The following is a 25,842-nucleotide window of genomic DNA, read 5'->3' as shown; positions in this document are numbered from 1 at the left end:
GCAGGAGTATTATCTCAGTTTTAATGTGCTCATTATTTTATCTATTGCAGCCAGGCTGAGTTGCTCATTTTCTTTCTTATAGGTGAAAGACAGTTGCAGGTCTTTATGATGGTGATGGATGAAGTATACTACATACCTGTCGAAGCCAAAGGGGAGAACGGATACTTCGAAATTCAACACAGTAGTTTGGTCGGGGTAGTAGTGTGACCAGTTACAGCTTTTCATAGTTAAAAGAGAGTCGCCATAATTTGTTTTCATTGCTTGCTCGAGGCCCTGTCTGCTGCAGTCTATATAATCTGTTACAGACTTGAACGTGCTTTCACGAGCGGATATGATGAATATAAGTCCGATGGTTGTATCGTAGTAGATTTGCTGATACAGGCCATCGGTGCTGTCATCTATCCTTGCCATGCGGTCGGGTATAGTAATGCTGAATTTGAGCCGTTTGTTATGGAGGGTTCTTGCCTGGCCGGTTGTGCCGAGAAAACATAGCGAAAAAAGAACGACGTAAAAAAATAATGTAGTTGTTTTCATGATTTCTATTTTGATTCCCAAAGGAGGAATGAAGGTTTTATTTTCTTCTTTTTCTTTAGTCCGAAACCCTCAATAGCATAGAGGTTGATATGGTCAATTGCGTCTGCAACAGAATCGGTAAACAGGAACAGTTGTGCGTCTTCAGGGCTGATCGTTTTTTCCTGAACCATTTTCTGAATGTAACCGTATAGCTCGCTGTGATAAGATTTTCCCATTAGTATTACCGGGAAGCGCAGTGTTTTACCTGTTTGTATCAATGTTATGGCTTCGAAGAATTCATCCATCGTGCCGTATCCTCCGGGTAGCACTACAAAGGCATAAGAGTACTTGGTGAGTAATACCTTCCTGATAAAAAAGTAGTTGATGCTCACCCAGCTATCCAGGTAGTTATTATGTTTTTGCTCGGCAGGTAATATAATGTTGCAGCCAATAGATCTTCCTCCGCCCTCTTTAGCACCTCTGTTGGCAGCTTCCATTATGCCGGGGCCTCCGCCGGTGATCACGGTAAAACCGAGCTTTACTACTTCGCGCCCCAGCTCTCTGGCAAGTTCGTAGTAAGGGTGATGCTCATTAAATCGTGCTGATCCGAATACAGTAACACAAGGCCCGAGAAAATGTAGTTTGCGGAAGCCGTAGACGAACTCCTTAAGTACACCATAAACAAATTTCAGCTCTCTCCACCGGGAATGAGGTCCCTCAAGAAAGGTTGTTTCTTCTTTAGAGCTTACAGGTGTGAAATTCTGATCGTTTGCGTTCATTTAGATTCCGGCTTTGTTTTTACCAACTCATGATCATAGAATGGGCAATAATGCACTTCCTCTTTGCCATGACTGTTCTTGTCGAACCAGATACAGTCATACATGTCATCTCTGTACTCGTTGGCGAGTACATCAAAGTGCAGCCCTCTTATGGTCATCTCAGGCCCTCCGGAAATTAGACGGACCCTGTCGCCGGTTGCAAATAAAAGTTCCATGGTTCTTTTTTGCTAAAAGTCAATCTTTTTGCGGCGTGGTGAACTAATTGCGGTCAAGAGAATAAATGAATTTGGTCACCTTTTGCATGGGCACATTATCATTCTGTAAATCTCCTTATGACTGCTATCGGAAGCTGTGCAGTGGCATGACTTTATTATAGAGCTAAGTCCCTGTTCAGCTGCTGAATGGGTAAAATCTTGTATGTCATGGCAAAAAAAGTACCTGCTCCAAAACAGAGCGGAAAAATCAATGACCTTGTTCAAAATACTGAAAGCGGGTTGAATGAGTTGATGACCACCGACCAGGGTTTGTTGATCAACGACGATCAGAATTCATTGAAGGCCGGTGAACGTGGGGCCACATTACTCGAGGATTTTATTTTACGTGAGAAAATTACCCATTTTGACCATGAGCGCATTCCTGAGCGTATTGTACATGCAAGGGGAGCTGCAGCTCATGGCATATTTGAGCTGTACCAGCCAATGGGAAAGTATACCAAAGCCAAATTTCTGAATGATACATCAAGGCAAACACCGGTCTTCGTTCGCTTTTCTACAGTGGCAGGGTCACGTGGTTCTACCGATCTGGCGAGGGATGTAAGAGGTTTCGCTGTTAAATTTTATACAGAGGAAGGTAATTATGACCTCGTAGGTAACAATATCCCGGTCTTCTTTATACAGGATGCCATGAAATTTCCCGACCTGATTCACGCGGTAAAACCTGAACCGCATAATGAGATACCACAGGCAGCAAGTGCACATGATACCTTCTGGGATTTTATATCGCTGATGCCGGAAGCAACGCATATGATCATGTGGGCAATGAGTGATAGGGCATTGCCGCGCAGCTTCCGTATGATGGAAGGATTTGGGGTACATACTTTCCGATTTATCAATGATAAGAATGAATCGTTTTTCGTAAAGTTTCACTGGAAGCCATTATTGGGCGTTCATTCCGTGGCGTGGGATGAAGCACAACAGATATCGGGTAAGGACGCTGATTTTCATCGTCGTGATCTTTGGGATGCCATTGAGGCAGGTGCATTTCCTGAATGGGAATTTGGTGTGCAGATAATACCTGAGGCAGATGAACATAAATTTGACTTCGACCTCTTGGATCCAACCAAGCTGGTGCCTGAAGAACTGGTGCCGGTAATGCGCATAGGAAAAATGACCTTGAACAGGAACCCCGATAACTTCTTTGCAGAAACAGAGCAGGTGGCATTCCATCCTGGTCATCTGGTGCCGGGCATAGATTTTACTAATGACCCATTGCTGCAAGGCAGGTTGTTCTCTTATACCGACACGCAGCTGTCGCGCCTGGGCAGCCCCAACTTTCATGAGATACCCATTAACCGTTCTCTGAATACAGTTCATAATAATCAGCGCGATGGTCACATGCGCCAGCAGATCAATAAAGATGTCACCAGTTACCACCCTAACACGATTGGCGGCGGATGCCCATACCAGGCCAAGGCTGCCGACGGTGGCTTTACCAGCCACATGGAGCGAATTGATGCTAAGAAAATACGCGGTCGAAGCAAGAGTTTCTTTGATCATTTCAGTCAGGCAACACTGTTCTTTAATAGTCAGAGTGCGCCTGAGCAAAACCATATCATCGATGCCTTGCGTTTTGAGTTGAGTAATGTAACGATCCCAGCTATCCGGGAACGTATGCTGGGTATTCTTTCTATGGTAGACAAAACACTCGCACAGCGTGTTGCGGACAAGTTGGGTATGCAGGTGCCGAAGAAGCCGAATCAACCCATCAATCATAGCATACCGGCTGATGGCAAAGTAGCTGATTATCAGCCTGTTAAAGTTGATCCGGCACTTAAGAGTTCTGCGGCCTTGAGTATGGCCAATTCTGTGAAAGGCATAAAATCTCGTAAGGTAGCTATTCTTGCTGCCGATGGTGTTAACGAAGCTTCGATAAAAGCTATAGTAACTAAGCTGACAGCAGATGGTGCCAGTGGAATGATAGTAGCGCCGCGTATGGGGCAAATAAAGGGAGACAAAGGAAATGATATAATGGTGAATAAAGCACTATTCAACACATCATCGGTTTTATTTGATGCCGTATACATTCCCGGCGGACAAAAGAGTATCAATGCTCTGGTGAATGAGCCGGATGCTATTCATTTCATAAACCAGGCTTACAGGCATTGCAAAGCAATAGGAGCAGATAAAGATGGCGGACTATTGCTTGACGCCACCTATGTAGGTACTGGGCAAGATGAAGCAGAAGGCGGGATCATTATAGATGGGAACATACACCACTTTGTTAATGCAGTATCTATGCATAGGTCCTGGGAGCGTGAACCATCTTCTAAAGTTCCTGCATAAGGTCGATATTGTCTTATTACGGCGGGGGAACTATGTCAGTTACCCCCGCCTTTTAACTATTGATATGTCTGGTGGCACGGTTATACTATAAGTTATATGAGAACATAAATACACAGATATGAAAAGGATAATAATAGTAGCAATGATCGCGTCAGCAATGGCATCTTGCAGTAACAATAAGGCAGAAGAGCAGGCTCGTCAACAGGCAACAATTGACTCGATGAAAATGGAAATGGCGAAGAAACAAATGGCTGACTCTATTAATCAGGCAATACAATTACAACAGGCACAGTCAGTGGATCCCAATAGTGTCGAGATGAGAGGCAGCACTACAGCAGCAGCTCCTCGCAAGGCTCACCATTCATCGGGTAACAGCGGATCTTCTTCGGCGGGTTCATCCTCTGGTGGTGGCAATTCAACGGCGACTACAACCACAACTACTACAACTAAGCAAAAGAAAGGTTGGAATGCCAAGACGAAGGGTGCTATAATTGGTGCCGGTGCGGGTGCAATAACCGGTGCTATGGTAGATAAAAAGAAAGGAGAAGGCGCAATAATTGGCGGTATACTTGGTGCCGGTGCGGGTGTAGGTGTAGGTGCTATTATCGATAAGAAGCAAAAAGACAAGAAGGAAGCAGAGAACAAATAGCACAATCATATTTAATAGAAAAAAGGTTCGCTCCAGTAGATGAGGCGAACCTTTTTCTATTTGAGTATTGCGACTAAGCTATTTAATTGCTGCCCTCACCATTGGCGCTACCTTGGTGCCAAACAGCTCAATTGAGTGCAACAGTTTTTCGTGAGCTATATCGCCTGATATGGTCTGTGCAAGGAAGCGGGTATTATTAAACAATTTATGTTCTGCAATTATCTTGTCGGCTACTTCTTGTGCGGTGCCAACAAGCAGTGGTCCACCCGGCATACGCAGGTATTCAAATTGCTCACGGCTCATAGGCGACCATCCGCGTTCCTTACCCACCCTGTTCATTACGCCGCTATAAATCGGCCAGAATTCATCAGCGGCTTGCTGAGAGTCATCGGCAATATACATATGCTGGTTGATGGCCAGTTGCAGATGATCAGCATCATGCCCCGCCTTTGCTGCGGCTTTTCGGTATAGATCTGTAAGCTGCACGTATTGTACAGGTTGCCCGCCGAGAATGGCAATGGTAAGCGGTATATTTAAAGTTCCTGCACGGACTACCGATTGTGGTGTGCCGCCTACAGCCAGCCAGATAGGTAATTGTTGTTGGTAGGGCCTGGGATACACACCACGGCCACCAATAGATGCTCTATGATTTCCTTTTGATGAAACGACCTCATTGGCGTTGATATTTAATAAGAGCTCCAATTTTTCAGTGAATAATTCATCATAGTCATCAAGGTCGTAACCGAACAACGGAAAAGACTCTATAAAAGAGCCCCTGCCTGCCATGATCTCTGCGCGGCCTTTGGATATGAGATCAAGCGTTGCAAAATTCTGGTAAACCCGTACAGGGTCGGCCGAGCTGAGTACCGTAACCGCACTGGTTAGTTTTATTCGTTTGGTAATAGCTGCTGCCGCGGCGAGAACCATTTCAGGTGACGATATTACATAGTCGGGCCTATGGTGCTCACCGAGGGCATATACATCGATCCCAATTTCATCGGCAAGTTTAGCTTCCTGCAGTAATTCGTCGATGCGTTTCTGCGAGTTGACGGCTCCGCCTGATATATGTTCAATGGGTATTTCCCCGAATGTGCTGATACCTAATTCCATGGTGCAAAGTTGCGACATTTCTATTCACAGCGTGCAATGGTATATTTTATTGGCGCATCTTTAGCACATTAATTTTAAAATACTATCCGTTGAGCGCATCCTCCAGCATCTTTCTTTCAGCACCTCTGACGTTGGGGTTTTTGAGTCCTTGCTCAGCCACGGGACGTGCTTCGTCAAATTTCTTAAGCTTTATAAGTACCTCAACAAAATTATTAAGGTTAGTGACGTTGGGGTCAAGTTCGTAGGCCAGTTTGAAATCATCGTATGCCAGCTCATTATTCCCTTTTATTGAAAACAGGCCACCACGCTGGTTGAGCAGCTGCGCTTTTTGTTCGCCTTCGTACCTTTCTATATTGCCGTTAATGAGCTTTATAGCGTCGTCATATTTGCGTGTCATAAAATAGCGGCCGGTTTTGTTGATTATTCTCATCAGGTCCTCTTCGCTAGCATCCATAGTAGTGTCACTATTCGTTGCGCTATTACCATTTTGCTGAGACAGATCATGTTTCTTTTTGTTTTTTAGAAACAGAAATATTACCAATCCAACAAACAGGGCAATTCCAAATCCATTCATAATTATTGTTTCGGATAAAGATAACCTGTCGGCAACACCCGATAAATTTGAGTGCATAACCGTGTAGATCTAAGCTATAAGTGTGCTTATTTATTGCAGCTATGCCCTGCTGGCTACAAAGATAAAGTAGCCATTAAACAGGATATAAACTGCCAGCATGATAATGGAGCACATACGGTCGAATTTTTTAGCCTGGTATATTTTATCCAGCTTCACCAATCTTAAGGTATAAGATGTAGCCACCATTATCATAAGTATTGCTACAAGTGTAATGCCATGTAATGTATCTACCAGGGTAAAGGATGTAGACTCGGGTAAAGAAGAATCGATGATGTACTTATTACCCACAACGGCGAATAGAGATCCCACGCTCAGCCCGAACCTGGAGTCTATGCTATCGGTATGTATGTAAAAGCACATAAAGGCGATAAAGAAAGAGATATACATACCCAGGAACATTTTCCAGAACAGGCCCATTGCATCGCGGTCTACCTGTAGCTTTATTTTGTACGTACTATATTCTGTATGAGGTATTTTTATTGAAGAATCGCCGAAGGCCGTTTCATAGATCCTGGTGCCAGCCGATATATTCAGACTGTCTATGCGCCAGCCGTTAAGTGTGAATCTTGGATCGAAATGTTTGCCAAAAGTGTCCGGAACGAACACGAGCGATCTTGAGTCGAATTGTGAATTCTCAATTGCAAATCTCAATTTCTGCCGGTCGAATGGGAAATTGTTGATCTTCCAATTATCTTTCATAACACACTGCAGCTTCATCAAAATGTATACAACCTCACCCGAAGTGTCAATGGTGGAAAATGATTTGTTGACGCTTTTGGCCTGTGGTATTTCCAGGTTTTGTAGAAAGTCGAATTTCCGGTTTTTATATTTTAACCATAGCCACAGACTAATACTATATTCCTTCTCTTTAAAATTAATGTCGTGTATACTGGTAATGTAAATGCCACTTTTTACGGTGTCTGGTGGTGCTTGCTGGGCGTTTGCGCCTGTTGTTGTAAGCAGAGTAAGCAATATACTAATGGAAATAAAATATTGCCTGAGTGCCCTATTGATCATGTGTTTGTAGTAGTTGTGAGGTGACATCTTCAAATATACTTTATCTTATCTTAAAGATCATGCCTTTAAATCCGCTGCCCATTTTGGCGATTTCGCTTTCCTGGAAATTGATTATCAATGTTGTGCGTATTTTAAAATAATGGTTAGAAGTTTCTTTCATTTTGTCTTGATAATTCCATCACTCTGCTGTAACATTTCGGTAACATGCTGACTCTACTTTCGTCCTCAAATCAGCATGATCATGAAAAAACACCTTACTAAATTGTTGCTTTGTATCGGGGCAGTTACGCTACCTCAAATACAAGGTATGGCGCAGGTCACACTGTCGCAGGATTACAAGAATTATAACTCATCTGCCATTGGTACTTTCCAGGGAATTAATTTCAGGGAGGCCGGATTTTCAGGCATGTTCGCAGTACCGGGTACAAACGGAAGGGAGTTTTGGGTATGTTCAGACAGAGGCGTAAATGTAGACGCGGCTAATGCCAACCCAACAGGCTGCACACCTACCTATGATAAGATCTATGGGTTCCCTGGTTATGCACCTAAGATACACAGGATACGTGTGAATGGAGACTCTGTGCAGATCTTGCAGACCATAACTATGAAGCGCCCCGACGGCACAACCGCAACCGGTTTGCTTAATCCTACAGGGTTTGGTAGTACTGCAACAGAGCAGGCGTCAACAGATACTGTGTTGGACTGTACCAACTATGCTGCTAAGATCGCAGCAAAGGATGTGTGGGGTATTGATGCGGAGGGTATTGTTGTAGATAGGGATGGCAACTTCTGGGTATGTGAGGAAGGTGGTCCTACAATCTGGAAGATGAGTCCTAATGGTGTTGTGTTGAAAAGGTTTACGCCTTATGCTGCTCTTGCAGGTCCTCAGCCAATTGATGTGGCAATAGATACTGTATATAAATACAGAAAAAACAACCGTGGTTTTGAGGGTATTTCTATAGCGCCCAATGGAAAGATCTATGCGATCATTCAAAGCCCGATACTTTATCCAACAAAGACAGTAGGTGAAAATTCACGAGTGCACAGGGTACTGGAAATAGATCCGGCAACTAATGCCACGAGAATGTTTGCTTATCTAAATGATGGTATCATCGGTGCGTCAGGTGCTAACCAGATCCGCCTCAGAGATTGGAAGATTGGCGATATGGCTGCTATCAACGATACTACCTTCCTGGTAATGGAAGCAGCGTTGAGGGGCACTACTGATATCAAAAGAATATACAAGATCAATATCAGCACTGCATCAACAGTTACGTCAGGTTTATATGGCGGTCTTACACTTGAGGCGCTCCTAGATTCTGCAGGACTTGCGGCTAACGGTATCATCCCGGTAAAGAAGACTTTATTTATAGACCTTCTTGCTAACGGCTGGAATCCATTGCTGGAAAAGGCAGAAGGCCTGTCAATCATTAATGACAGTACAATAGCTGTTGCTAACGACAATGACTACGGGCAGGTTTCATTGCCTGAAAATGGCATTGCTACGGCGACTACCAACCTTAGTCATGTAGTTAAATATAGTCTGCAGGGTGCGAATAAGCTGGTTAATTTTCAGCCTTCAACAATTCTGTTGTCTGTAGGTGTTACAGGGCCAAGTTCTTCACAAACACCTTACCTTGTTCCTACAGTAGCCGATGCACGCTTTACATCCATACTTACTGCGACCGATGTGGTAGGTGGTTACAAGATGTGCGGTACGCCTGATGGTTCAGGTTTGTTCGATAATAATGATGGTACGTTTACCCTGTTGATGAACCATGAATTTGGTAATACAGCAGGTGTAGCGCGTGCACACGGTTCTATTGGTTCTTTCGTTTCTAAATGGGTGATCAATAAGTCTACATTAGCTGTTGTAAGTGGTGCCGATCTCATTCAGAACATCAATTTGTGGAATACCGCTACCTCAAGTTATGTAGCCTATAATTCTTCATTCCCATCTACCTCTGCGGCATTGAATAGGTTCTGCTCCGGAGACCTGCCAGCGGTAACCGCTTTCTACAATGCGGCTACGGGTAAGGGTACTCAGCAGCGCATATTTATGAATGGCGAAGAAGCGGGCAATGAAGGTCGTGCGTTTGGTCATATTGCAACTGGTGCTGATGCAGGTAAAAGTTATGAACTGCCTTATCTGGGCAAGTTCTCATGGGAGAATTCTGTAGCCAGCGCTATAGCTAGTGACACAACTGTGGTAATAGGTATGGATGATGCAACGCCCGGACAAGTATATGTTTATGTTGGTAACAAAACTAATGCCGGAACTGACATTGATAAAGCAGGTTTGAACAATGGTAAGTTGTTTGGTGTTACAGTGTCTGGTCTTCTCTCAGAAACAAGTAGCAGCGTTCCTGCGCCAAACACTGCGTTTACTTTGACGGATATGGGCGATGTACACAACATGACAGGTACTGCATTGAACAATGCGAGTAATACTGCAGGTGTTACAACCTTCCTTCGTCCTGAAGATGGCGCATGGGATCCAAGTAGCCCTAATGATTTTTACTTTGCAACAACCAACTCATTCACAAGTCCAAGTCGCTTGTGGAGATTACGTTTTACAGATGCTACAAAGCCTGCACTGGGTGGTACTATAACAGCTGTACTTGATGGTACAGAAGGCCAGAAGATGCTGGATAATCTTACCATAGACAACTACGGACATATACTGTTGGTTGAAGACGTAGGATCTAATGCACATGTGGGTAAGGTGTGGCAGTATACAATTGCTACTGATGCTTTGGTGCAGGTTGGTGCACATGATACAACACGTTTCCAGACAGGTGGTGCTAACTTCCTGACTATAGATGAAGAAGCATCCGGTATAATAGATGCAGAACGCATACTGGGTCCTGGTATGTTCCTTACTGTTGACCAGGCACACTATGCAATTTCAGGAGAAGTAGTAGAAGGCGGCCAATTGCTGGCGTACTATAACCCTGCTACCTTTAATGCAGCACCTGAAGTGGCTGTGAAAGGTAATGGAGTGAACATTGCTGATGGTAGTATTGTGACCGCAGCATCTAACAATACCAACTTTGGTAGCGTATACACAGGTAGCACACAGAACAAGACCTTTGTAATAAAGAACACAGGTGCAGGGGCTTTATCGGTATCAGGTATCAACATTACAGGTGTTAATGCTAGTGAATACACATTGATTGGTGCGCCAACATTCCCGCTCACATTGGCCGCTAATGACTCACAGAGTATCAACATACGTTTTGCTCCGCTTGCGGGTGGTAGCAGAACTGCAACCATCAATATTGTAAACAGCGATATAGATGAGAGTCATTATGATTTTGCAGTAGCAGGTAATGGTATTGATTCGCCGGAAGTAAACGTTACAGGTAATAGTGTCAATATCATCAATGGTGATCTTACACCGGGAACAGCCAATAATACCGACTTCGGTGCTGTAGCACTGGGTAGCAATAATACAAGGACATTTGTAATACAAAACCTTGGTTATGGTACACTTTCAGTAGCCGGCATTAACTTCACAGGGGTGTCAGCAACCGACTTTACTGTGGTAGGTGCGCCATCTTTCCCCATTGCTGTAGCAATGGCCGATTCATTTACAGTGACTGTAAGGTTTACACCTTCTGCTACCGGTATCAGATCCGCGGCAATAGGAATTAATACCAATGATGCTGATGAAACTAACTACTCGTTTGCAATACAGGGTGCAGGTACCGGCACGCCGGAGATCAATGTACAGGGTAACTCAACTACCATTTTTGCAGGTGACGTAACCCCGGGTGTGGCTAACAATACCGACTTTGGTAATGTGCAGGTAGGCACTACAAGAACACAAAATTTTGTGATACAGAATACCGGTGCGGGGCCACTTTCTATTTCAGCTATTACCTTTGCCGGTATTAATGCAAGTGAGTTTACTTTGTATGGTGCTCCTGTATTCCCTGTCACCATTCCTGCCAATGGCAATCAACCAATTGTTGTACAATTCCAGCCAATGGCTACGGCTACGCGCAATGCTATAATCAGCATTGCCAATACCGATGCTGATGAAGCAACTTATGATTTTGCGTTGGGAGGAAATGGTTTAACACCTGCTGGTATAACGTCTGTAAATGGAGGTACTTCACTTAGAGTTTATCCTAACCCTGCAAGAGATGAAGCAGCGATAGCAGTAGCGCTTAAGGATGAAACTGAGGTAACTATAACTGTTGTGGATGTGCAGGGTAAAGAAGTTCTGCCTGCTATCAATAATCGCCTAAGTGCGGGTGAGCAGATAGTTACAGTTAACACATCTGCTCTCCAGAATGGCATTTACTTTGTCAGAGTGTCTGATGGTGTTAATACAACCAATCTTAAAATGGTTGTAATGCACTAATTCAATTCCTGCGAAACAAACTGTTTCAAAATATTGCGAAGACCCAATGAACAAAGTTCATTGGGTCTTTATTTTTGTGACGTATGATATTACTTAACACTGGCTTAATGCCGGCTTAAGGTTAAAGCAAAGTACCACAAATACATTTGCTCTGCTACGCCGTTAGGCGGAATCGATCGTCATGATAAAATGTTATCTTGTTACCATATGCCTGGCTCTGGCGGCTAGTTTGCTGATCTCATTTAAGGATAATGGGAGCGCAGATTATTTGTCTGCCTACAATTCTGCTATTGCTCAGGTGCAGGTTACACAAAAACAATTAATTGCCGGCATTGGCGCATCAGACATCAACTCAGAAAATGGCAAAAGGGAAGTAAGAAACAAAATAGAAGATGCCAGGAATGCTATGAAGGCTGCGGATATATGGCTTCGCTACCTTGAACCGCAAGCGTATAGAAGAATTAACGGACCATTGCCTGTAGAGTGGGAAACTGAAGTATTTGAGAAATTTGAGAAGCCGTATAAACGGGAGGGTACAGGGCTTACGCTGGCGACATTATATCTTGATGAAGAAAAGCCGGTAAAGGATTCTTTGCTTTCATTGATACAATCATCTCTGTCAGCAACTTCAGTTTATTCAGCAAATTCTATAACAGGGGAATTACAGACTTATCATCATTTTTATTTGTGTAACAGGTTGTGGCTGCTGAATCTGGCCGCTATATACACCACAGGTTTTGAATGTCCGGATCCGACACTTGTCATCCCCGAATTGCGGATCATGCTGTCGGCAAACAGGAATATATATACAGCATTCAATGCAAGCTTTCCTGCTACACCGATAACGGCAGATTACTTGAGCCTATATGGCCGGATGAATGAATTTGTAAATACTCAGCCCCATGATATCAACCACTTCGATCATTTCAAGTTTATCAGGGATTACGTCAACCCGCTCTTTATCATCAACCAGCAGCTGATAGCCAGGTATCATGTAGTAAGTCATAGTCTCGTCGACTATTCATTGAACAAAAATGCGGTTTCGGTATTCGACAAAAATTTGTACCCCGGACAAAATTCAAAAGGGGTTTTTATACGGGTGACCAATGACAGTGTGCTGGCGGAGATTGAGCAGGTTGGCAAATTGCTTTTCCACGACCCTATACTCTCTGGCAATAACATGCGTACTTGCGCATCCTGTCATAAACCTGGTCAGTTTTTTACCGATACTGCCTTTGCTACTTCGCTTCATTACAATAGGGTAGATCGCCTTGCACGCAATTCTCCTACGTTGCTCAATTCCAGCTACAATCACCTCGTAATGCTTGATGGAAAACATAGTAATCTGCAGGACCAGACAAAAGCTGTTATTAGTAATCCTGACGAAATGGGATGTAGTGAAAAAGAAGTGTTGAGGAAGGTGCTGAGTTGCAAACAATACAGCCATATTTTCTGCAAATTGCTAACGTACACACCGGCTGAAAAAGAGATCACTTACGATCATATTGTGTCAGCAATAACCTGGTATTATAGTCAGTTTAGCAGGCAGTCTGCCCCTTTTGATGGAGCGATGAATAAAGCCCGAAATGTATCTCAGTCCATACAATCGGGTTTCAATCTCTTCATGGGTAAAGCTCAGTGTGCTACTTGTCATTTCGTGCCGCAATTCAATGGCGTTAAACCACCTTATGTTGGTTCTGAATTTGAAGTGATAGGTGTCCCTGAGACCATATCCTATCTCAGTTTGAGCAAGGACAAAGGTAGATATGTAATGAATCCAGCCAAGGAAACAATGAATGCATTCAGGACCGGTACTGTCAGGAATTCTGCCCATACAATGCCTTACATGCACAATGGTGTCTTTACGACAATGGAACAGGTTATTGATTTTTATGATGGCGGCGGTGGTAACGGGCATGGATTGAATGTGGCTAATCAAACCCTTTCTGCAGATTCGCTAAAGCTTACTCCCGTGGAGAAAAAAGACCTTATCGCATTTATCAATTCACTCAATGAAGAAATACCAACGGAGATCGCCCCGGTATCATTGCCTAAATCCAGGGTCAAAGCATTGAACAGCAGGAAAGTTGGGGGCATATACTAGCAATTATGATGAGCAAGAAAATTATTTTATTCCTTATGGCAATGATCACGTGCATTGCTTATGCTGGGCAGAGAAGTAAGGTAAGGTATGAGTTTCCGGCTAACATGCCCGATGCGGTAAAACAAGAGTACATTAAGCAATGCGATAAGGGGCTTGCCTTGTATGACATCAACTGCTCGGGATGCCACAACACGCCAGCAGGTAAGCGATCTGTCATTCCCGATTTTTCTCAGGACCAATTGATCGGTTATGAGCTACGGGTTAAGAATCCCAAACACGAAAGCAGTATCCCTGAGACTACGGTGACAGCAGAAGAACTGGGCTTGATCATGACTTTTTTGACCTACAAGAAAAAGAATGAGTAGTTTTTGCTGTTTGGTTGAACAAAATCTCAGTCTTCTTCGGTTATGTGCACGGTTTTTATATGCACTACATTAAAAACGCTTGGTTATGCACAAACACATCTTCTTATTGCCGGCTGTTTTAGCGGCAACGCTTTCATTCACAGCCTGTTCAAATGCGCCTAAGGGCGATAATGCAGCTATAACAGACGCGCAAAAGCCCGGTTCTACCGCCACTGGCCAGTCTTTTGTTGTAGATACCGGCAGTTCTCGTGTGAAATTTATTGGTTATGGTATAGGGAAAAATCACCCCGGTAATTTTCATCTGTCTTCGGGCATTGTAGCCGTAGACGGTAATCGGGTTTCAGGTGGTGAGTTCGTTATCAATATCAACTCTATGGAAATGGAGCAAAAGGAAGCAATGTTTCAGTCTAAGCTGAGGCCACACCTGCTGAGCGGTGATTTCTTTGATGCAGCAAAGTTTGGCACTGCAAAATTCGTGATCACAAAAGTTGAGGCCTACGCCGGTGATGGAAAAGATACGTCGATAGTTGCGGGTGCCAATTTTAGTGTCAGCGGCAATCTTACTTTAAAGGGGGATACCAAGAACGTAACCTTCCCTGCCAAAATAGATCTCGACGAGAACACGCTCAAAGCCAAGGGCAATTTTAATATTGATCGCCGTCAGTGGCAAATGGCTTATGGTAATGACAAAACGTTGGGTGATAAGTTCATTTCTGAAACAGTGAACATCAAGTTAGATCTTGAAGCAAAGAAATAATCGATAAAGCTTCCCTGTAGTATCCCGCACCGGTTTTCCCGCTGCGGGATATTTGCCTTAATCGATACATAAAGGCTCCTCTTATTGTTGAGATAATACCAGTACTTCGACTGAACACCATGCGCGAAAAACTATTGAATTTATTTTCTGTCTTTAAAGAGTCCGGCAAGTTGCTGGCGGCCAATGATCCGTTGCGTATGGCGGGTGCTACAGCCTTCTTTACCACGTTCGCATTGCCGCCCATGCTCATGATCATTGTAAGGGCATTAGGTTTGTTCTTTGACAGGCGCGCAGTAGGCCGGCAGATACTGGGCAAGGTGGGTAACGTGTTGGGCAACGATGGTCGTGAGCAGATCCTCTCGGTGATCAAGGCAGTACGTAGTTTTCATCTCCAACCCTTTGCAACTGTGCTTGTTTTTATTTTCCTTCTTTTTGTTGCCACTACACTATTCATGGTCATCAAAGACTCTGTTAATCAACTATGGCGTATACGGGTCAATAAAAAGCGGCACATACTCTCCATTCTTTTGTCTCGGCTTAAGGCAATAGGGTTCATTCTGTTTACCGGGGTATTGTTCCTTGCTGTTATGGCTATAGAACTGGTGCAGGCCTACTTTGGACCTTATCTTTCAGAGCTGTCTCCAAGGTTGGGTATGTATGCTCATGGTTTACTTAATCCTGTTGTAGCATTGGTAGTGGTGAGTACATGGTTTTTTGTGCTGCTGCGGTTTTTACCCGATGGCAGACCTAAATTGCGTAGTAGCGTAGTTGGGGCAATTGTTGCCGGTGTACTCTTCAGTGTAGGTAAGTACATTCTTTCCTGGGGACTGTCGGGCAATATTAAAGAGATCTATGGCGGTTCGGGCTCGCTTGTGTTGATTTTGCTTTTTGTATTCTATACTGCACTCATTCTCTATTATGGTGCTGCATTCACCAGGGTGTGGGCAGAACATTACAGTGGCGGCATCATTCCTCTGCCACATGCTTCCGGATTTCACATCACCAAAAATGACCTTCCTGTTCAGCACGATAAAATGCCGGATACACCGGTTTATAGCCAATCGGTTTAAATAGAATGTAGTATTTTTATTGGGGTATCTCCATACTATTTAAAAGCACATTGGCCATGACAAACAAAGCACTGAAACTAACGAAAACAGTTAAAGACGACCTGTATACTCTATTTCAATTTCAGTTGGATAATGAAGCGAATTACCTGGCTGCCTTTACTGCCAAAGACTCACATGCCAAAGAGGCCTACATTGAAAAATACAGTAAGTTCTTGCTTGATCCTACCAATAATACACAGACGATAAAAGTTGATAATGAAATAGTAGGTAGCATTGCTAAGTTCATAATGTTTGGCGATACAGAGATCACCTACTGGATCGATAAAAAATATTGGGGACAGGGCATTGCAACAACCGCGCTTCAGGAGTTTCTGAAAATCGAAAATGCCCGACCCATACATGGCCGTGTAGCCTTTGATAATTATGGTTCACAGAAGTTGCTCGAAAAGTGCGGATTTGTAAAAATCGGCACAGACCATGGTTTTGCCAACGCCCGGCAAATGGAGATTGAGGAGTTTATTTATAGGTTAGATACGTGATCAATTAGAAGAGCGGTGCAACCGCTCTTCGCTCTGTTGCACCGCTTTTGTTAATCTTTACATACTCATTTACTCTTGTACTACTCTTTCAGAAATTTCCCGGCATAGATGCCATCCACTTTTATGAAATACACTCCGGTAGTAAATCTTGAAATATCAATGTCTATAGTTTTTGATAGGTCATGTTGCTCAAGTACTGTTTGACCTACAATATCAAATATTATCAAAGAAGTAATTGGCGTAGCAGTGCTTACAGTGATTTGATTTTGCGCAGGGTTTGGATATATTTCAACCCTATTTTTCCCGTCAATGTTGCTGATCCCCACTGTGTTCACAACAAGCCTTGCAGCGGCAGATGTATCGGAGCAAGGAGCGCCATTTCTTAAACACCTGTATTGGTAGTTATGCATAGCCGGTGTTACAGGGCTTATGGACAGATTTTTTGTTGTCACCCCGCTGTACGGTCCGCTGTTAGTGAGGTTGGCAAAGCCTGTGCCTGCATCTTGCTGCCATTGGTACGTAGCAGATCCACCGGTGTCGGCTATGCTGTAATGTGCAGTTCCGCCGGCAAGCACTGTGTCGTTTGCCGACGCGCTTGTGATAAGGGTTGTAGTCGAGAAGTACAATTTTGCTATTTCGCAATCTGCCAATGCACGATTCCACACCCCAATGTCGTCAAGAGTTGTGCTATCCATCACAGTATTATTCCACTGGTCATAACCTATCCAGAAAGGTTGCTGGTTACTGGTGGCCGAAGGCGATGCCGCCAGGGTTTGTGTTGCAACCAATACGCCGTTTAGATAAAGCTTCATCGCTCCAATGTTATATACTGCAACTAAATGTTGCCAGCTATTCATTGGTAAAGCAGATGAATAGGTATCAAATATCCACGGAGTTGTAACGCTGGCTGCAAAAGTTGGATTGCCGCCCGCTGTGCCGGCCATCTGCCACACAAAGTCAGATGCCAGTGCTGTAGTGATGCCATGCTTCATGACCAGTCCACCCGTTCCACTTGCGCCATAAAAATTGACCCATACAGCCGTGGTAAAGGCCGAGTCATAACCGAAGATGAAATTAGGTGCCCTACAGCTAAGTGGTGCTGATGGTGTAAACTCACTTATTGCGGTGCCGGCAACGCTGAATCTGTCGGACACATAGTTTACAGATCCTGCTAGGTGGTTACCCATGCCGCTCTGGTCGTTGGTAGTAGCATTGAATGGATACCAGGCTTTTAAACCGTTGGTTGGTACGTAAGCCGCAACTTGTGCGCGGGCGCTCATAGCAATAGCTAGTACAGATAGGGTAGTAGTGATCAGTTTTTTCATTATAGTAATGGTTTGTAATTTTTTAAGTCTGTCTGATTGTTTTTATGTCAGAATTTTTTGCAAATATATGTTTTAGATCGGAGCATCAACAAACGCATATTTTGGCGCACATACAATTACATATATCTTAAATTGCGTCTTTTCATTATCTTACACACTTCCAAACCACTTGCAATGAAGAATATACTCGCCTGCCTGTTACTATGCATGATCTCACTGGCCGCCTCCGCCAAAGGAAAGCGTGCGTTTATCTTTTATTATGATCAGAAAAATGGCCTTTACGACTACCTGATCACTAAGGGAGATGGTAAGTGGGAAGAGATGTATGCCCTAAAGAACCGGCCGCGCTACCACTATAAAATGGTGAGCGAGCAAGGAAATGAGGTAACACTGTATGACGAAGAAAGAAAGCAGTATGTGCGCCTTACAGCAACGCAATATTTTAGCGGGGAGAGCAAAGACAATATAACCCAAAAGGTGCATGATGGCTACTGGAGCGAAGACTGCAATGGCAAGCCTGCAGAACACTATATAAAAGCCAAACAGCAGGTGTTTTTTTATGAGAAGAAGGAGTGCCGTGGCTTTTTTACTACGGGTAAAGATAACAAGTGGCTGGAGTATACTTATGACGATGGCATACTGCTGAATACCTATTCTGTAGCGGAGAAGAAAGAGGATTACTTGTTGCTGTCTAACAACAGAGGTGGGTATTACATGCAGGTATCTGCCGCAGGTGTTTACTACAATGCCGCCAACAGCCCTAAAGGATTTATAGAGAATTATACCGGCCACTGGGTAAAACACAATGTGTCTGAAAAGGTAGTAAAGACGGGTAAAGACATACATAAGAACATGGCGTTCGCCTTTTATCTGAAGCCTACCGACGAGAACTATCATTCTATCTACCGTCCTGCGGGTGGTAACGATTGGGAGGAGGTAAGGATAAAAGACCGCGTGGTAAGGTTTAAGTATCAGCTGGTGCAGGAATCGCCCGATGAAGTGGTACTTTTTGATCCTACCCGAACGGTATATGTAAGGCTTACAGAAGATGAATCTTACTGGGGCAATAGCCGCAACGACATTAACAACAAGATATACAACGGCAACTGGATAAGCTGCGAAGATGGCCTGAGCCTGATGGAAGTAATGGCGGCAGACATAAACGTATTTGCCTACCAGTCTGACGAAAGAGACGGCTACTTTATCCGGTTCAACGACGGCTTTTGGTTTGAATACAATGTGTATGGCGGCTATCCGCGATATACGTTGACTACCATAGAAGAGACAGGCACCTATGTGCTCCTCTATTGCAGCCGCTGTGAAATGTACTTTAAGCTAACCAAAGATACCCTTCTGAAAAGTAAGACCCGCATGGGCAACTACGAAGAAAAAGCCAAAGGCAAATGGACAGAAGGCAAAGTACAGAAAGGCCCATTGCCCGAGAAGAAGGAGGAGGGGAAGTAGGGACGCCGATTAGAAATCTACAGTAGGCATGAGGGTAAAGCAGGGTGCATGAGCTTGGGAAACGGCATGATAATCTGTTGGTAAGTAATCATGCGTATTTGACAGAGAGGGGACGTGATGTTATTAAAGTAGTACTATGATATTGCATTTGAGCCGCCCAAAAAGCGTTAGCAAATTTTTTGTAAATAGTGTTTTGATTACTTTTTTTAGTATTTGGGCATCATCTTGTGTATTTCATCCAGTGGGTGATCTAAACGTTACATTTGTTAATAATTCTAGTAACAAATATTTTGTTGGTGAATCGTATGACTGTGATCCTTGTGAAATTGATTTTGCGGTGAGATATTATTGTTCTGGAACACACGATCAGCATCTTTTCCCCCAAATAATTCTACCAGGTGAAAGCATTACAATGACTACAAAATTATTTAATTATGAAAAGGCCTTTGCTATTAATGCAGATTCTTTAGATGAATATTGCAATAACACAAATGGCTATGCCATTAGTAGGCAAAAATGGGTAAAACTATTTCGCAAGAACAACTTGGACGAGAACAACAAAACGTGCACGTTCACAATTAAATAGTTAATTTATTTGATTGAATATTCATGAGTGGTAAGGAAACTCATAACATAGAAATCACCATCTTTTTTCAAAATCAATTGCCTTCCACCTTTTATTTCTTTTTATGATTTGTGTTTACTAAATCCCTAATACTTATATAATTTAAAAGTAGCTCTAAATGTTATCACAGAATCAAAATGGCTTTGTTTGGTAATGATACCATCTATGCTACCTTCGATATAGCTACTGTCGTTGTGAGTAAGGTTAACAATACCGGTGGGATGTGCGTACCCGAGGGAGCCAGTTATTATACACAAATTAGAAGTTGAATCCACTCTATAAACCGTCGAGGGCATCTCAAAAAACCTGATAGAAACCATATCAACACCAGAAACCTTTTCCCCATCCGATTCGGAAATTTGAAAGGTCGCAGGGGTGAACAATGCATGGTCCTGACAGTACATGCTAATGCCTGGATGTTTTGATGTTTTATAGTCTTTCAGAGAATAATAAACACTCCCGAGTTGAAGGTTAAGATATTCACTGGAATAAATAGTATCGCCTGTTAGAGAAGTGGGGGCGTCGTTCTTTTTTGAGCAAGAGCATATGGAAAATACAGTAATCATAAGGCCCGTGGCCAGCAGAATATATCTATTCATAGCTATAGTTTTTAGGTAACAAAGATAAGTGAAAACTAATGTAAGAACTTTACCATGGCTTAACCCATACCCTCTTCCCAATATTTAAACCAGCAAACAGGCCTATCGCCGAAGGGGTATGCCAGTTTGCTGATATAGTGGGTGTGCTTTGTACTAAGCACTTGCACTCATTGCCGGGTGGAATGCCCTGAGTTGTTTAGGGTAATTGAAATATTTGTTATATTTACATGCTGTCAGTCGGACGCTTAAAATGTATGGCAAAGAAGCGACTGACTAACAGATTTCTTTTGAGACGGACTACCTCTCAAAAATCTTAAAGTCCCCTGAAAACGAAATGACTTACAACCTGTCAATGGTTGATAGAGGTAACATTGCCATAAAAAAGAAAGTACCAAGCTTGCAAGTTGCTTGCAAATACTTGGTACTTTAGTTGTTTGAAGAAGGTCTAATCACTTAGTCAATCTCCCATGTAATATGCTGATAATCAGCGGAATGTGCCCAGAACAGGAATATTAACCGAGATAATCTAACTATAAAAAATGATAGAAGTCAATATTTACATGGTTTTCAACCCACTCATACCATGTTCATTTTTCCTTTCACTTCTGAAAAACGTCCGAAAAACGTCCGGCATTTTCACCTATCATTTCGATTGTTCACATTTAATCTAAAGTATCTGTAATTATTTAGAACTTTTTTCCTGTTCCATTTTAGTCCCTGCTTCCGAATTTCTTCATAGCAGCTATCAATTCCCCAATTTGGATGCAATTGAATCAACTCATCTAATTTATCAATAACCTCCCCAGACCTTGTGCCCCGTTCGTAGTAATAAGATGAAGTGCTGAAACCAACAATTCTACAGGCCAACCTTAAACTAACTTTGCAGTCATTTTTAAGGAAATCTATAAGTGCTATTTTAAACCATGAAGTATCATTTCTTCTTAGAGTTGGAATTTTTTTTTAGGTCTTCGATTGCGGTTTCCACTCTTGACAATTCCTTGTTTTTCTGTTTAAGTTTCTCATTCTCAGTCTCCAAATCTCTCATTGTACGAAGTTGACTGAGTTTCATACCTCTATAAGTATTAATCAATTCATAGTACTGAGTTTTCTCAATCCCAGTAGATTGATCAAAGTCCTGTTTTGAAATAATTTCAAAAATAGCTTCAGGAGTTAGCTCTTGTTTCATATGTCAAATATACAAAAAGTAAAATGAACGTATCGGTTTTTGGGGAAGGCTGAAATGAATTGATGCCTTTTTAAAACTCCCGATTTTTCTTTCGACCAATCAAATAACTATGTATAATATATTTAAGTAATTGAAAGGTAATATTTTATAAAATTATTTGGAACTTAGCTTTAGAAATTTATTTAATAAGTAGCTCTTTTTTATGCAAACTGCGTTACTACAGCGAAGTTTACTATAGGGAGAGCATTATGCACTTGGATAACACGAGACCAAAGTATTCAAAAATGGAAATCAACAAGGACGAAAACAGAAGTTATCAGCAAACTGGTTAAAAATCGACGGACGTACAAATACAGGAAGGGTAAAAATACATTAAAAAATAAAATGACATAAAATGACAGCGAAAATTTATGAAGAAAAGAGCAAGGCGACAGGCAAAACAAGCTTAATCCTGATTCGCACAATTGACGGCGTCAGAATAAAAACATCATTGAAACTTCAATTCAAAACCAATCCGTCAACATTTGAGGAGCGAGAAGAAAAGAAGGAGAAAATGATAATCGCAAGGAAGATTGCCAATGAGGAAACTAAAAGGATGCTGAATGGGGAGTACATGCTCCAGGAAGATTACCGTATTACCGAAGACTTCATTGCATACGCAGTCAACTTCATCAACCAACATGCTGTAAAAGACAAGAGAAAATACTGGGGTGTGTTAAATAGACTCAAGACATTCTTTGGCAAGGATAAAATACCAGCATTTGAAATGACAGAGATTGCAATGCAAAGGTTTGCCAAATCACTCGAAAACGAACTTAAAGGAGAAAGTGCTCATAATTATTTCAGTAAGCTAAAGCAAATTATTGATGCAGCAACAGAAGAACTGTTATTTAGGAATAATCCAACTAGGAGGATTCGTGTGAAACAGTATTCATACATCGTAAAGGAGGTTTTGACAACTGAAGAGATAAGAAGACTATATGACACATTTTGCGGAAATGACAATGTACGACGAGCGTTCTTATTTGCCTTAACCACTGGCCTCAGGTGGGTAGACATTAAGCAATTGCTTTGGAAAAACATTCAATCAAAATCTGTCAGCATAATACAATCCAAAACGCAGAGCCGGGTCACGATACCTCTAAATAATGATGCTCTGTGTTTGTTAGGAGAAAAAGGCAACTCAGAAAGTTTGATTTTCAAACTCCCTTCACATACCGGTGCTTTGAAAATTATCAGGAACTGGACACGTGATGCAGGAATAGAAAAACACATAACATTCCACTGTGCTCGTCATTCCTATGGAACAGAAATGATTGCACAGGGTATTGACATTTCTATCGCCAGCAAGCTGTTAGGTCACACTAATATTTCAACGAGTCAGCGCTATGTCAGAATCAGCGATTCATTAAAACAACAGGCAATTCAAAAACTGCCATCATTCACATTTTAAAATTTTCTTTCAAAACCAAAAAAACAAAGCAACATGACAAAAATTGAAAACTTAACAGCAACAATTCAAGAGATGCTCTTTCAGATGAGGACTTCAAAGCGACTACTGTCAGTCGATGAAGTAGCATGTTACCTAGGTGTCAGCAAAAGCTGCATCTACAAATGGACACATCAACGTATCATCCCTCACAGCAAGATTCAGGGGAAGACCCTTTTCTTCGAACGCCATCAGGTGACTCGATGGGCTATGCAAAATCAGGTGCCAACTAGAGACAAAATACTCGAGAAAGCGCTAATCACTTTAAAACATAGGTAATCAACCAAACGACTGCCATAGTGGCTGCTATACGACCACTATGGTAATATTCTTAACAACAGAATCAATTGAAATGACAACAAGAAACAAAGTAAAGTCGAATAAAGATCAAGTAAATATAGGTAAAATGAAATCGATGAACGATTTCGCAGTAGAGGACTTACTGATGGAAGAAGGCTCAAAATTTCCGACGGTGATATACAAGATATTGCCCGACATTCTTAAACCCATTCCTGATGAACATGAGACGGAGCAGGAAAAAGCAATGGCTCTATTCAGTTCGATTGTCCTAATCAGCGGAGTTTTGCCCGGCTACTATACCAAATACGCAGGTAAGAGGTACGAAGCAAACCTTTATGGATACATTATAGGGCCATTCGGCTCCGGAAAGGGAGGCCTAACAGCGTGCAAGGAATTGATAATGCCAATTCAAAGGGAAATGACTGAAAGAAACAGAGTCAAACAAGAAATAAACGACGTTGACAAGACTGAGGCAATGTTGATCATACCCGCAAACAATACCAAGAGCAATTTTTACAAAATACTGTTAGAAAATCACTCCAGAGGAATAATAGTTGAAACTGAGACTGATACTGTATCAGCCGCGAATAAATCAGAACATGGAAACTTTTCCGACCTCCTTAGAGTTGCATTCGAGCATGAAACCCTTAGCATGAGCAGAAAAACGAGTGGAACAATTGTAATCCAAAGACCCTGCTTAACAATTTTACTTAGTAGCACGGAAAATCAACTCAAGAAATTAATTCCCGATATCGAAAATGGACTATTTAGCCAGTTTCTGTTCTTCAGAATCCAGTCTGATAGGACTTTCAAAGACGTCTTTGACCCCAATAGAAGCAAGCATCAAGAAATGATGACATTGCGAGGAGAACTACTTGTTTGGCTATACGAAGAGTTATCAAATCTTGACGATGAATCTACATTAAGGATGTCTAAGACCTTGAAAGTACTAAATGTTGAAAGCAAATCACAACAGTTTACCGTTCGCTACCTGCTCATTAAGGATGTCTAAGACCTTGAAAGTACTAAATGTTGAAAGCAAATCACAACACTGGTGTGCTGATGTAATAGCCGAACCATGATGTCTAAGACCTTGAAAGTACTAAATGTTGAAAGCAAATCACAACAGGTTCACAGATAAAATAAAGCGATCATGAGATGTCTAAGACCTTGAAAGTACTAAATGTTGAAAGCAAATCACAACCCCGGAGTTGTGCCGGGCTTAGTCGAAAAAGATGTCTAAGACCTTGAAAGTACTAAATGTTGAAAGCAAATCACAACATGTGGCAATGACTGGGCAGCAGTTCTATGATGTCTAAGACCTTGAAAGTACTAAATGTTGAAAGCAAATCACAACGTGCCGGCGCTTTGAGGTAGTCATTATCTGATGTCTAAGACCTTGAAAGTACTAAATGTTGAAAGCAAATCACAACAGATTGCGACCTTATAAACATAGGGTATGCGATGTCTAAGACCTTGAAAGTACTAAATGTTGAAAGCAAATCACAACCGGCTGCATTAAGTGCCAGATTGAGCACAAAGATGTCTAAGACCTTGAAAGTACTAAATGTTGAAAGCAAATCACAACAGCTTTTCGATAGGGGTGCTGGCGTTCAGGGATGTCTAAGACCTTGAAAGTACTAAATGTTGAAAGCAAATCACAACGCTACATGGGCCAGAGCGTTCTTATCTTCGATGTCTAAGACCTTGAAAGTACTAAATGTTGAAAGCAAATCACAACAGATTCTGTTGCCTCTATAGCGTCGTTAAGGATGTCTAAGACCTTGAAAGTACTAAATGTTGAAAGCAAATCACAACAGCTTTTCGATAGGGGTGCTGGCGTTCAGGGATGTCTAAGACCTTGAAAGTACTAAATGTTGAAAGCAAATCACAACCAATGTTTATTAGTGCCTGGCAATATCTATGATGTCTAAGACCTTGAAAGTACTAAATGTTGAAAGCAAATCACAACATAGTTCGCTAATGCATCAATTTTTAATTAGATGTCTAAGACCTTGAAAGTACTAAATGTTGAAAGCAAATCACAACAGTTATCGTTGTCTACGTCTTCACGGTTGAGATGTCTAAGACCTTGAAAGTACTAAATGTTGAAAGCAAATCACAAGAGGTAAGACCTACATAAGTGATCACCACTAGATGTCTAAGACCTTGAAAGTACTAAATGTTGAAAGCAAATCACAACCAATCCTAACGGGGTTCTTATTGTTGATGGATGTCTAAGACCTTGAAAGTACTAAATGTTGAAAGCAAATCAGTGAAAGAGATTAAAAGTGTTTCTTCTTTAATCTATCCTGCTAAAATAAAAATAACTCCACATTGGTTTTCATTGGATATTAGCTTTAAGAAATCCTAAATGCTGGGTT

General features: G+C 42.2%; 20 protein-coding genes, 1 pseudogene and 1 CRISPR repeat array. Of the genes and pseudogenes, 12 read left to right on the top strand and 9 right to left on the bottom strand.

Annotated features, from left to right (window positions below; translation table 11 throughout):
* Positions 1 to 9 precede the first annotated feature (9 nt).
* From CJD36_RS16985 to CJD36_RS16975, 3 genes are read right to left on the bottom strand one after another with little or no spacing between them, the layout of a single operon-like run.
* Positions 10 to 534, bottom strand: a complete 525-nt coding sequence (locus tag CJD36_RS16985) for a hypothetical protein (protein ID WP_105040404.1) — start codon at positions 532 to 534, stop codon at positions 10 to 12.
* A gap of 5 nt (positions 535 to 539) precedes the next feature.
* Positions 540 to 1,292, bottom strand: a complete 753-nt coding sequence (locus CJD36_RS16980) for an LOG family protein (RefSeq protein WP_105040403.1) — start codon at positions 1,290 to 1,292, stop codon at positions 540 to 542.
* A complete protein-coding gene (locus CJD36_RS16975; RefSeq protein ID WP_105040402.1) occupies positions 1,289 to 1,507 on the bottom strand; it encodes a DUF2158 domain-containing protein in 219 nt (72 codons plus the stop codon). The genes CJD36_RS16980 and CJD36_RS16975 overlap by 4 nt, the downstream gene beginning before the upstream one ends.
* A 207-nt stretch (positions 1,508 to 1,714) precedes the next feature.
* Between CJD36_RS16975 and CJD36_RS16970 the strand changes: the two genes are divergently transcribed.
* Positions 1,715 to 3,853, top strand: a complete 2,139-nt coding sequence (locus tag CJD36_RS16970) for a catalase (protein WP_105040670.1) — start codon at positions 1,715 to 1,717, stop codon at positions 3,851 to 3,853.
* A 118-nt stretch (positions 3,854 to 3,971) separates the two neighbouring features.
* Positions 3,972 to 4,502 carry a glycine zipper family protein gene (locus CJD36_RS16965; protein ID WP_105040401.1) on the top strand — a complete coding sequence of 177 codons (531 nt, stop codon included), beginning with the start codon at positions 3,972 to 3,974 and terminating at the stop codon, positions 4,500 to 4,502.
* A 78-nt stretch (positions 4,503 to 4,580) separates the two neighbouring features.
* Here the strand turns inward: CJD36_RS16965 and CJD36_RS16960 are convergent, their stop codons facing one another.
* The 3 genes from CJD36_RS16960 to CJD36_RS16950 all read right to left on the bottom strand — a co-directional run bounded on the left by CJD36_RS16960 (position 4,581) and on the right by CJD36_RS16950 (position 7,290).
* Complete coding sequence (locus CJD36_RS16960) at positions 4,581 to 5,612, bottom strand: LLM class flavin-dependent oxidoreductase (protein ID WP_105040400.1); 1,032 nt, start codon at positions 5,610 to 5,612, stop codon at positions 4,581 to 4,583.
* Between the two features lie 82 nt (positions 5,613 to 5,694).
* A complete protein-coding gene (locus tag CJD36_RS16955; RefSeq protein ID WP_133162685.1) occupies positions 5,695 to 6,243 on the bottom strand; it encodes a tetratricopeptide repeat protein in 549 nt (182 codons plus the stop codon).
* 42 nt (positions 6,244 to 6,285) lie between these two features.
* The gene (locus tag CJD36_RS16950) at positions 6,286 to 7,290 is read right to left on the bottom strand and encodes a ligand-gated ion channel (protein ID WP_105040398.1); all 1,005 of its coding nucleotides are present in this window, start codon (positions 7,288 to 7,290) and stop codon (positions 6,286 to 6,288) included.
* Positions 7,291 to 7,504: 214 nt separating this feature from the next.
* Between CJD36_RS16950 and CJD36_RS16945 the strand changes: the two genes are divergently transcribed.
* The 6 genes from CJD36_RS16945 to CJD36_RS16920 all read left to right on the top strand — a co-directional run bounded on the left by CJD36_RS16945 (position 7,505) and on the right by CJD36_RS16920 (position 16,470).
* Positions 7,505 to 11,635, top strand: a complete 4,131-nt coding sequence (locus tag CJD36_RS16945; RefSeq protein WP_161499353.1) for a choice-of-anchor D domain-containing protein — start codon at positions 7,505 to 7,507, stop codon at positions 11,633 to 11,635.
* Between the two features lie 181 nt (positions 11,636 to 11,816).
* Entirely contained in the window at positions 11,817 to 13,739 is a 1,923-nt protein-coding gene (locus tag CJD36_RS16940) for a cytochrome-c peroxidase (RefSeq protein WP_105040396.1), read from the top strand.
* Positions 13,740 to 13,744: 5 nt separating this feature from the next.
* Positions 13,745 to 14,104 carry a hypothetical protein gene (locus tag CJD36_RS16935; protein WP_105040395.1) on the top strand — a complete coding sequence of 120 codons (360 nt, stop codon included), beginning with the start codon at positions 13,745 to 13,747 and terminating at the stop codon, positions 14,102 to 14,104.
* 85 nt (positions 14,105 to 14,189) lie between these two features.
* Entirely contained in the window at positions 14,190 to 14,861 is a 672-nt protein-coding gene (locus CJD36_RS16930; protein WP_105040394.1) for a YceI family protein, read from the top strand.
* A gap of 119 nt (positions 14,862 to 14,980) precedes the next feature.
* The gene (locus CJD36_RS16925; protein WP_105040393.1) at positions 14,981 to 15,931 is read left to right on the top strand and encodes a YihY/virulence factor BrkB family protein; all 951 of its coding nucleotides are present in this window, start codon (positions 14,981 to 14,983) and stop codon (positions 15,929 to 15,931) included.
* 56 nt (positions 15,932 to 15,987) lie between these two features.
* Positions 15,988 to 16,470, top strand: a complete 483-nt coding sequence (locus tag CJD36_RS16920) for a GNAT family N-acetyltransferase (RefSeq protein WP_105040392.1) — start codon at positions 15,988 to 15,990, stop codon at positions 16,468 to 16,470.
* 80 nt (positions 16,471 to 16,550) lie between these two features.
* Here the strand turns inward: CJD36_RS16920 and CJD36_RS16915 are convergent, their stop codons facing one another.
* The gene (locus tag CJD36_RS16915) at positions 16,551 to 17,795 is read right to left on the bottom strand and encodes a LamG-like jellyroll fold domain-containing protein (RefSeq protein WP_105040391.1); all 1,245 of its coding nucleotides are present in this window, start codon (positions 17,793 to 17,795) and stop codon (positions 16,551 to 16,553) included.
* 174 nt (positions 17,796 to 17,969) lie between these two features.
* Here CJD36_RS16915 and CJD36_RS16910 point away from each other — a divergent pair, with 174 nt between their 5' ends.
* Complete coding sequence (locus CJD36_RS16910; protein WP_105040390.1) at positions 17,970 to 19,259, top strand: hypothetical protein; 1,290 nt, start codon at positions 17,970 to 17,972, stop codon at positions 19,257 to 19,259.
* Positions 19,260 to 19,970: 711 nt separating this feature from the next.
* On the opposite strand, the gene CJD36_RS16900 is transcribed toward CJD36_RS16910, so the two are convergent.
* On the bottom strand, positions 19,971 to 20,483 hold the full coding sequence (locus tag CJD36_RS16900; RefSeq protein WP_105040388.1) for a hypothetical protein: 513 nt from the start codon (positions 20,481 to 20,483) through the stop codon (positions 19,971 to 19,973).
* Positions 20,484 to 21,414: 931 nt separating this feature from the next.
* Positions 21,415 to 21,669, bottom strand: a complete 255-nt coding sequence (locus CJD36_RS16895; RefSeq protein ID WP_105040387.1) for a hypothetical protein — start codon at positions 21,667 to 21,669, stop codon at positions 21,415 to 21,417.
* 394 nt (positions 21,670 to 22,063) lie between these two features.
* On the opposite strand from CJD36_RS16895, the gene CJD36_RS16890 reads away from it, so the two are divergent.
* The 3 genes and pseudogenes from CJD36_RS16890 to CJD36_RS24005 all read left to right on the top strand — a co-directional run.
* Positions 22,064 to 23,122 (top strand): tyrosine-type recombinase/integrase, encoded by a 1,059-nt coding sequence (locus tag CJD36_RS16890; protein WP_105040386.1) that lies wholly within the window; start codon positions 22,064 to 22,066, stop codon positions 23,120 to 23,122.
* Between the two features lie 33 nt (positions 23,123 to 23,155).
* Complete coding sequence (locus CJD36_RS24010; RefSeq protein WP_105040385.1) at positions 23,156 to 23,437, top strand: helix-turn-helix domain-containing protein; 282 nt, start codon at positions 23,156 to 23,158, stop codon at positions 23,435 to 23,437.
* 40 nt (positions 23,438 to 23,477) lie between these two features.
* Positions 23,478 to 24,332 (top strand): annotated as a pseudogene (locus tag CJD36_RS24005) (DUF3987 domain-containing protein); the annotation flags it as partial.
* A gap of 53 nt (positions 24,333 to 24,385) precedes the next feature.
* A CRISPR array of direct repeats spans positions 24,386 to 25,737; the repeat unit is 47 nt; unit sequence GATGTCTAAGACCTTGAAAGTACTAAATGTTGAAAGCAAATCACAAC.
* Positions 25,738 to 25,842: the final 105 nt, after the last annotated feature.

Source organism: Flavipsychrobacter stenotrophus (assembly GCF_002954265.1).
In the GTDB taxonomy this organism is placed as follows: Bacteria; Bacteroidota; Bacteroidia; order Chitinophagales; family Chitinophagaceae; genus Flavipsychrobacter; species Flavipsychrobacter stenotrophus.
The sequence above is the reverse complement of the archived record's forward strand: the minus strand, read 5'-3'. Positions and strand labels throughout refer to the sequence as shown.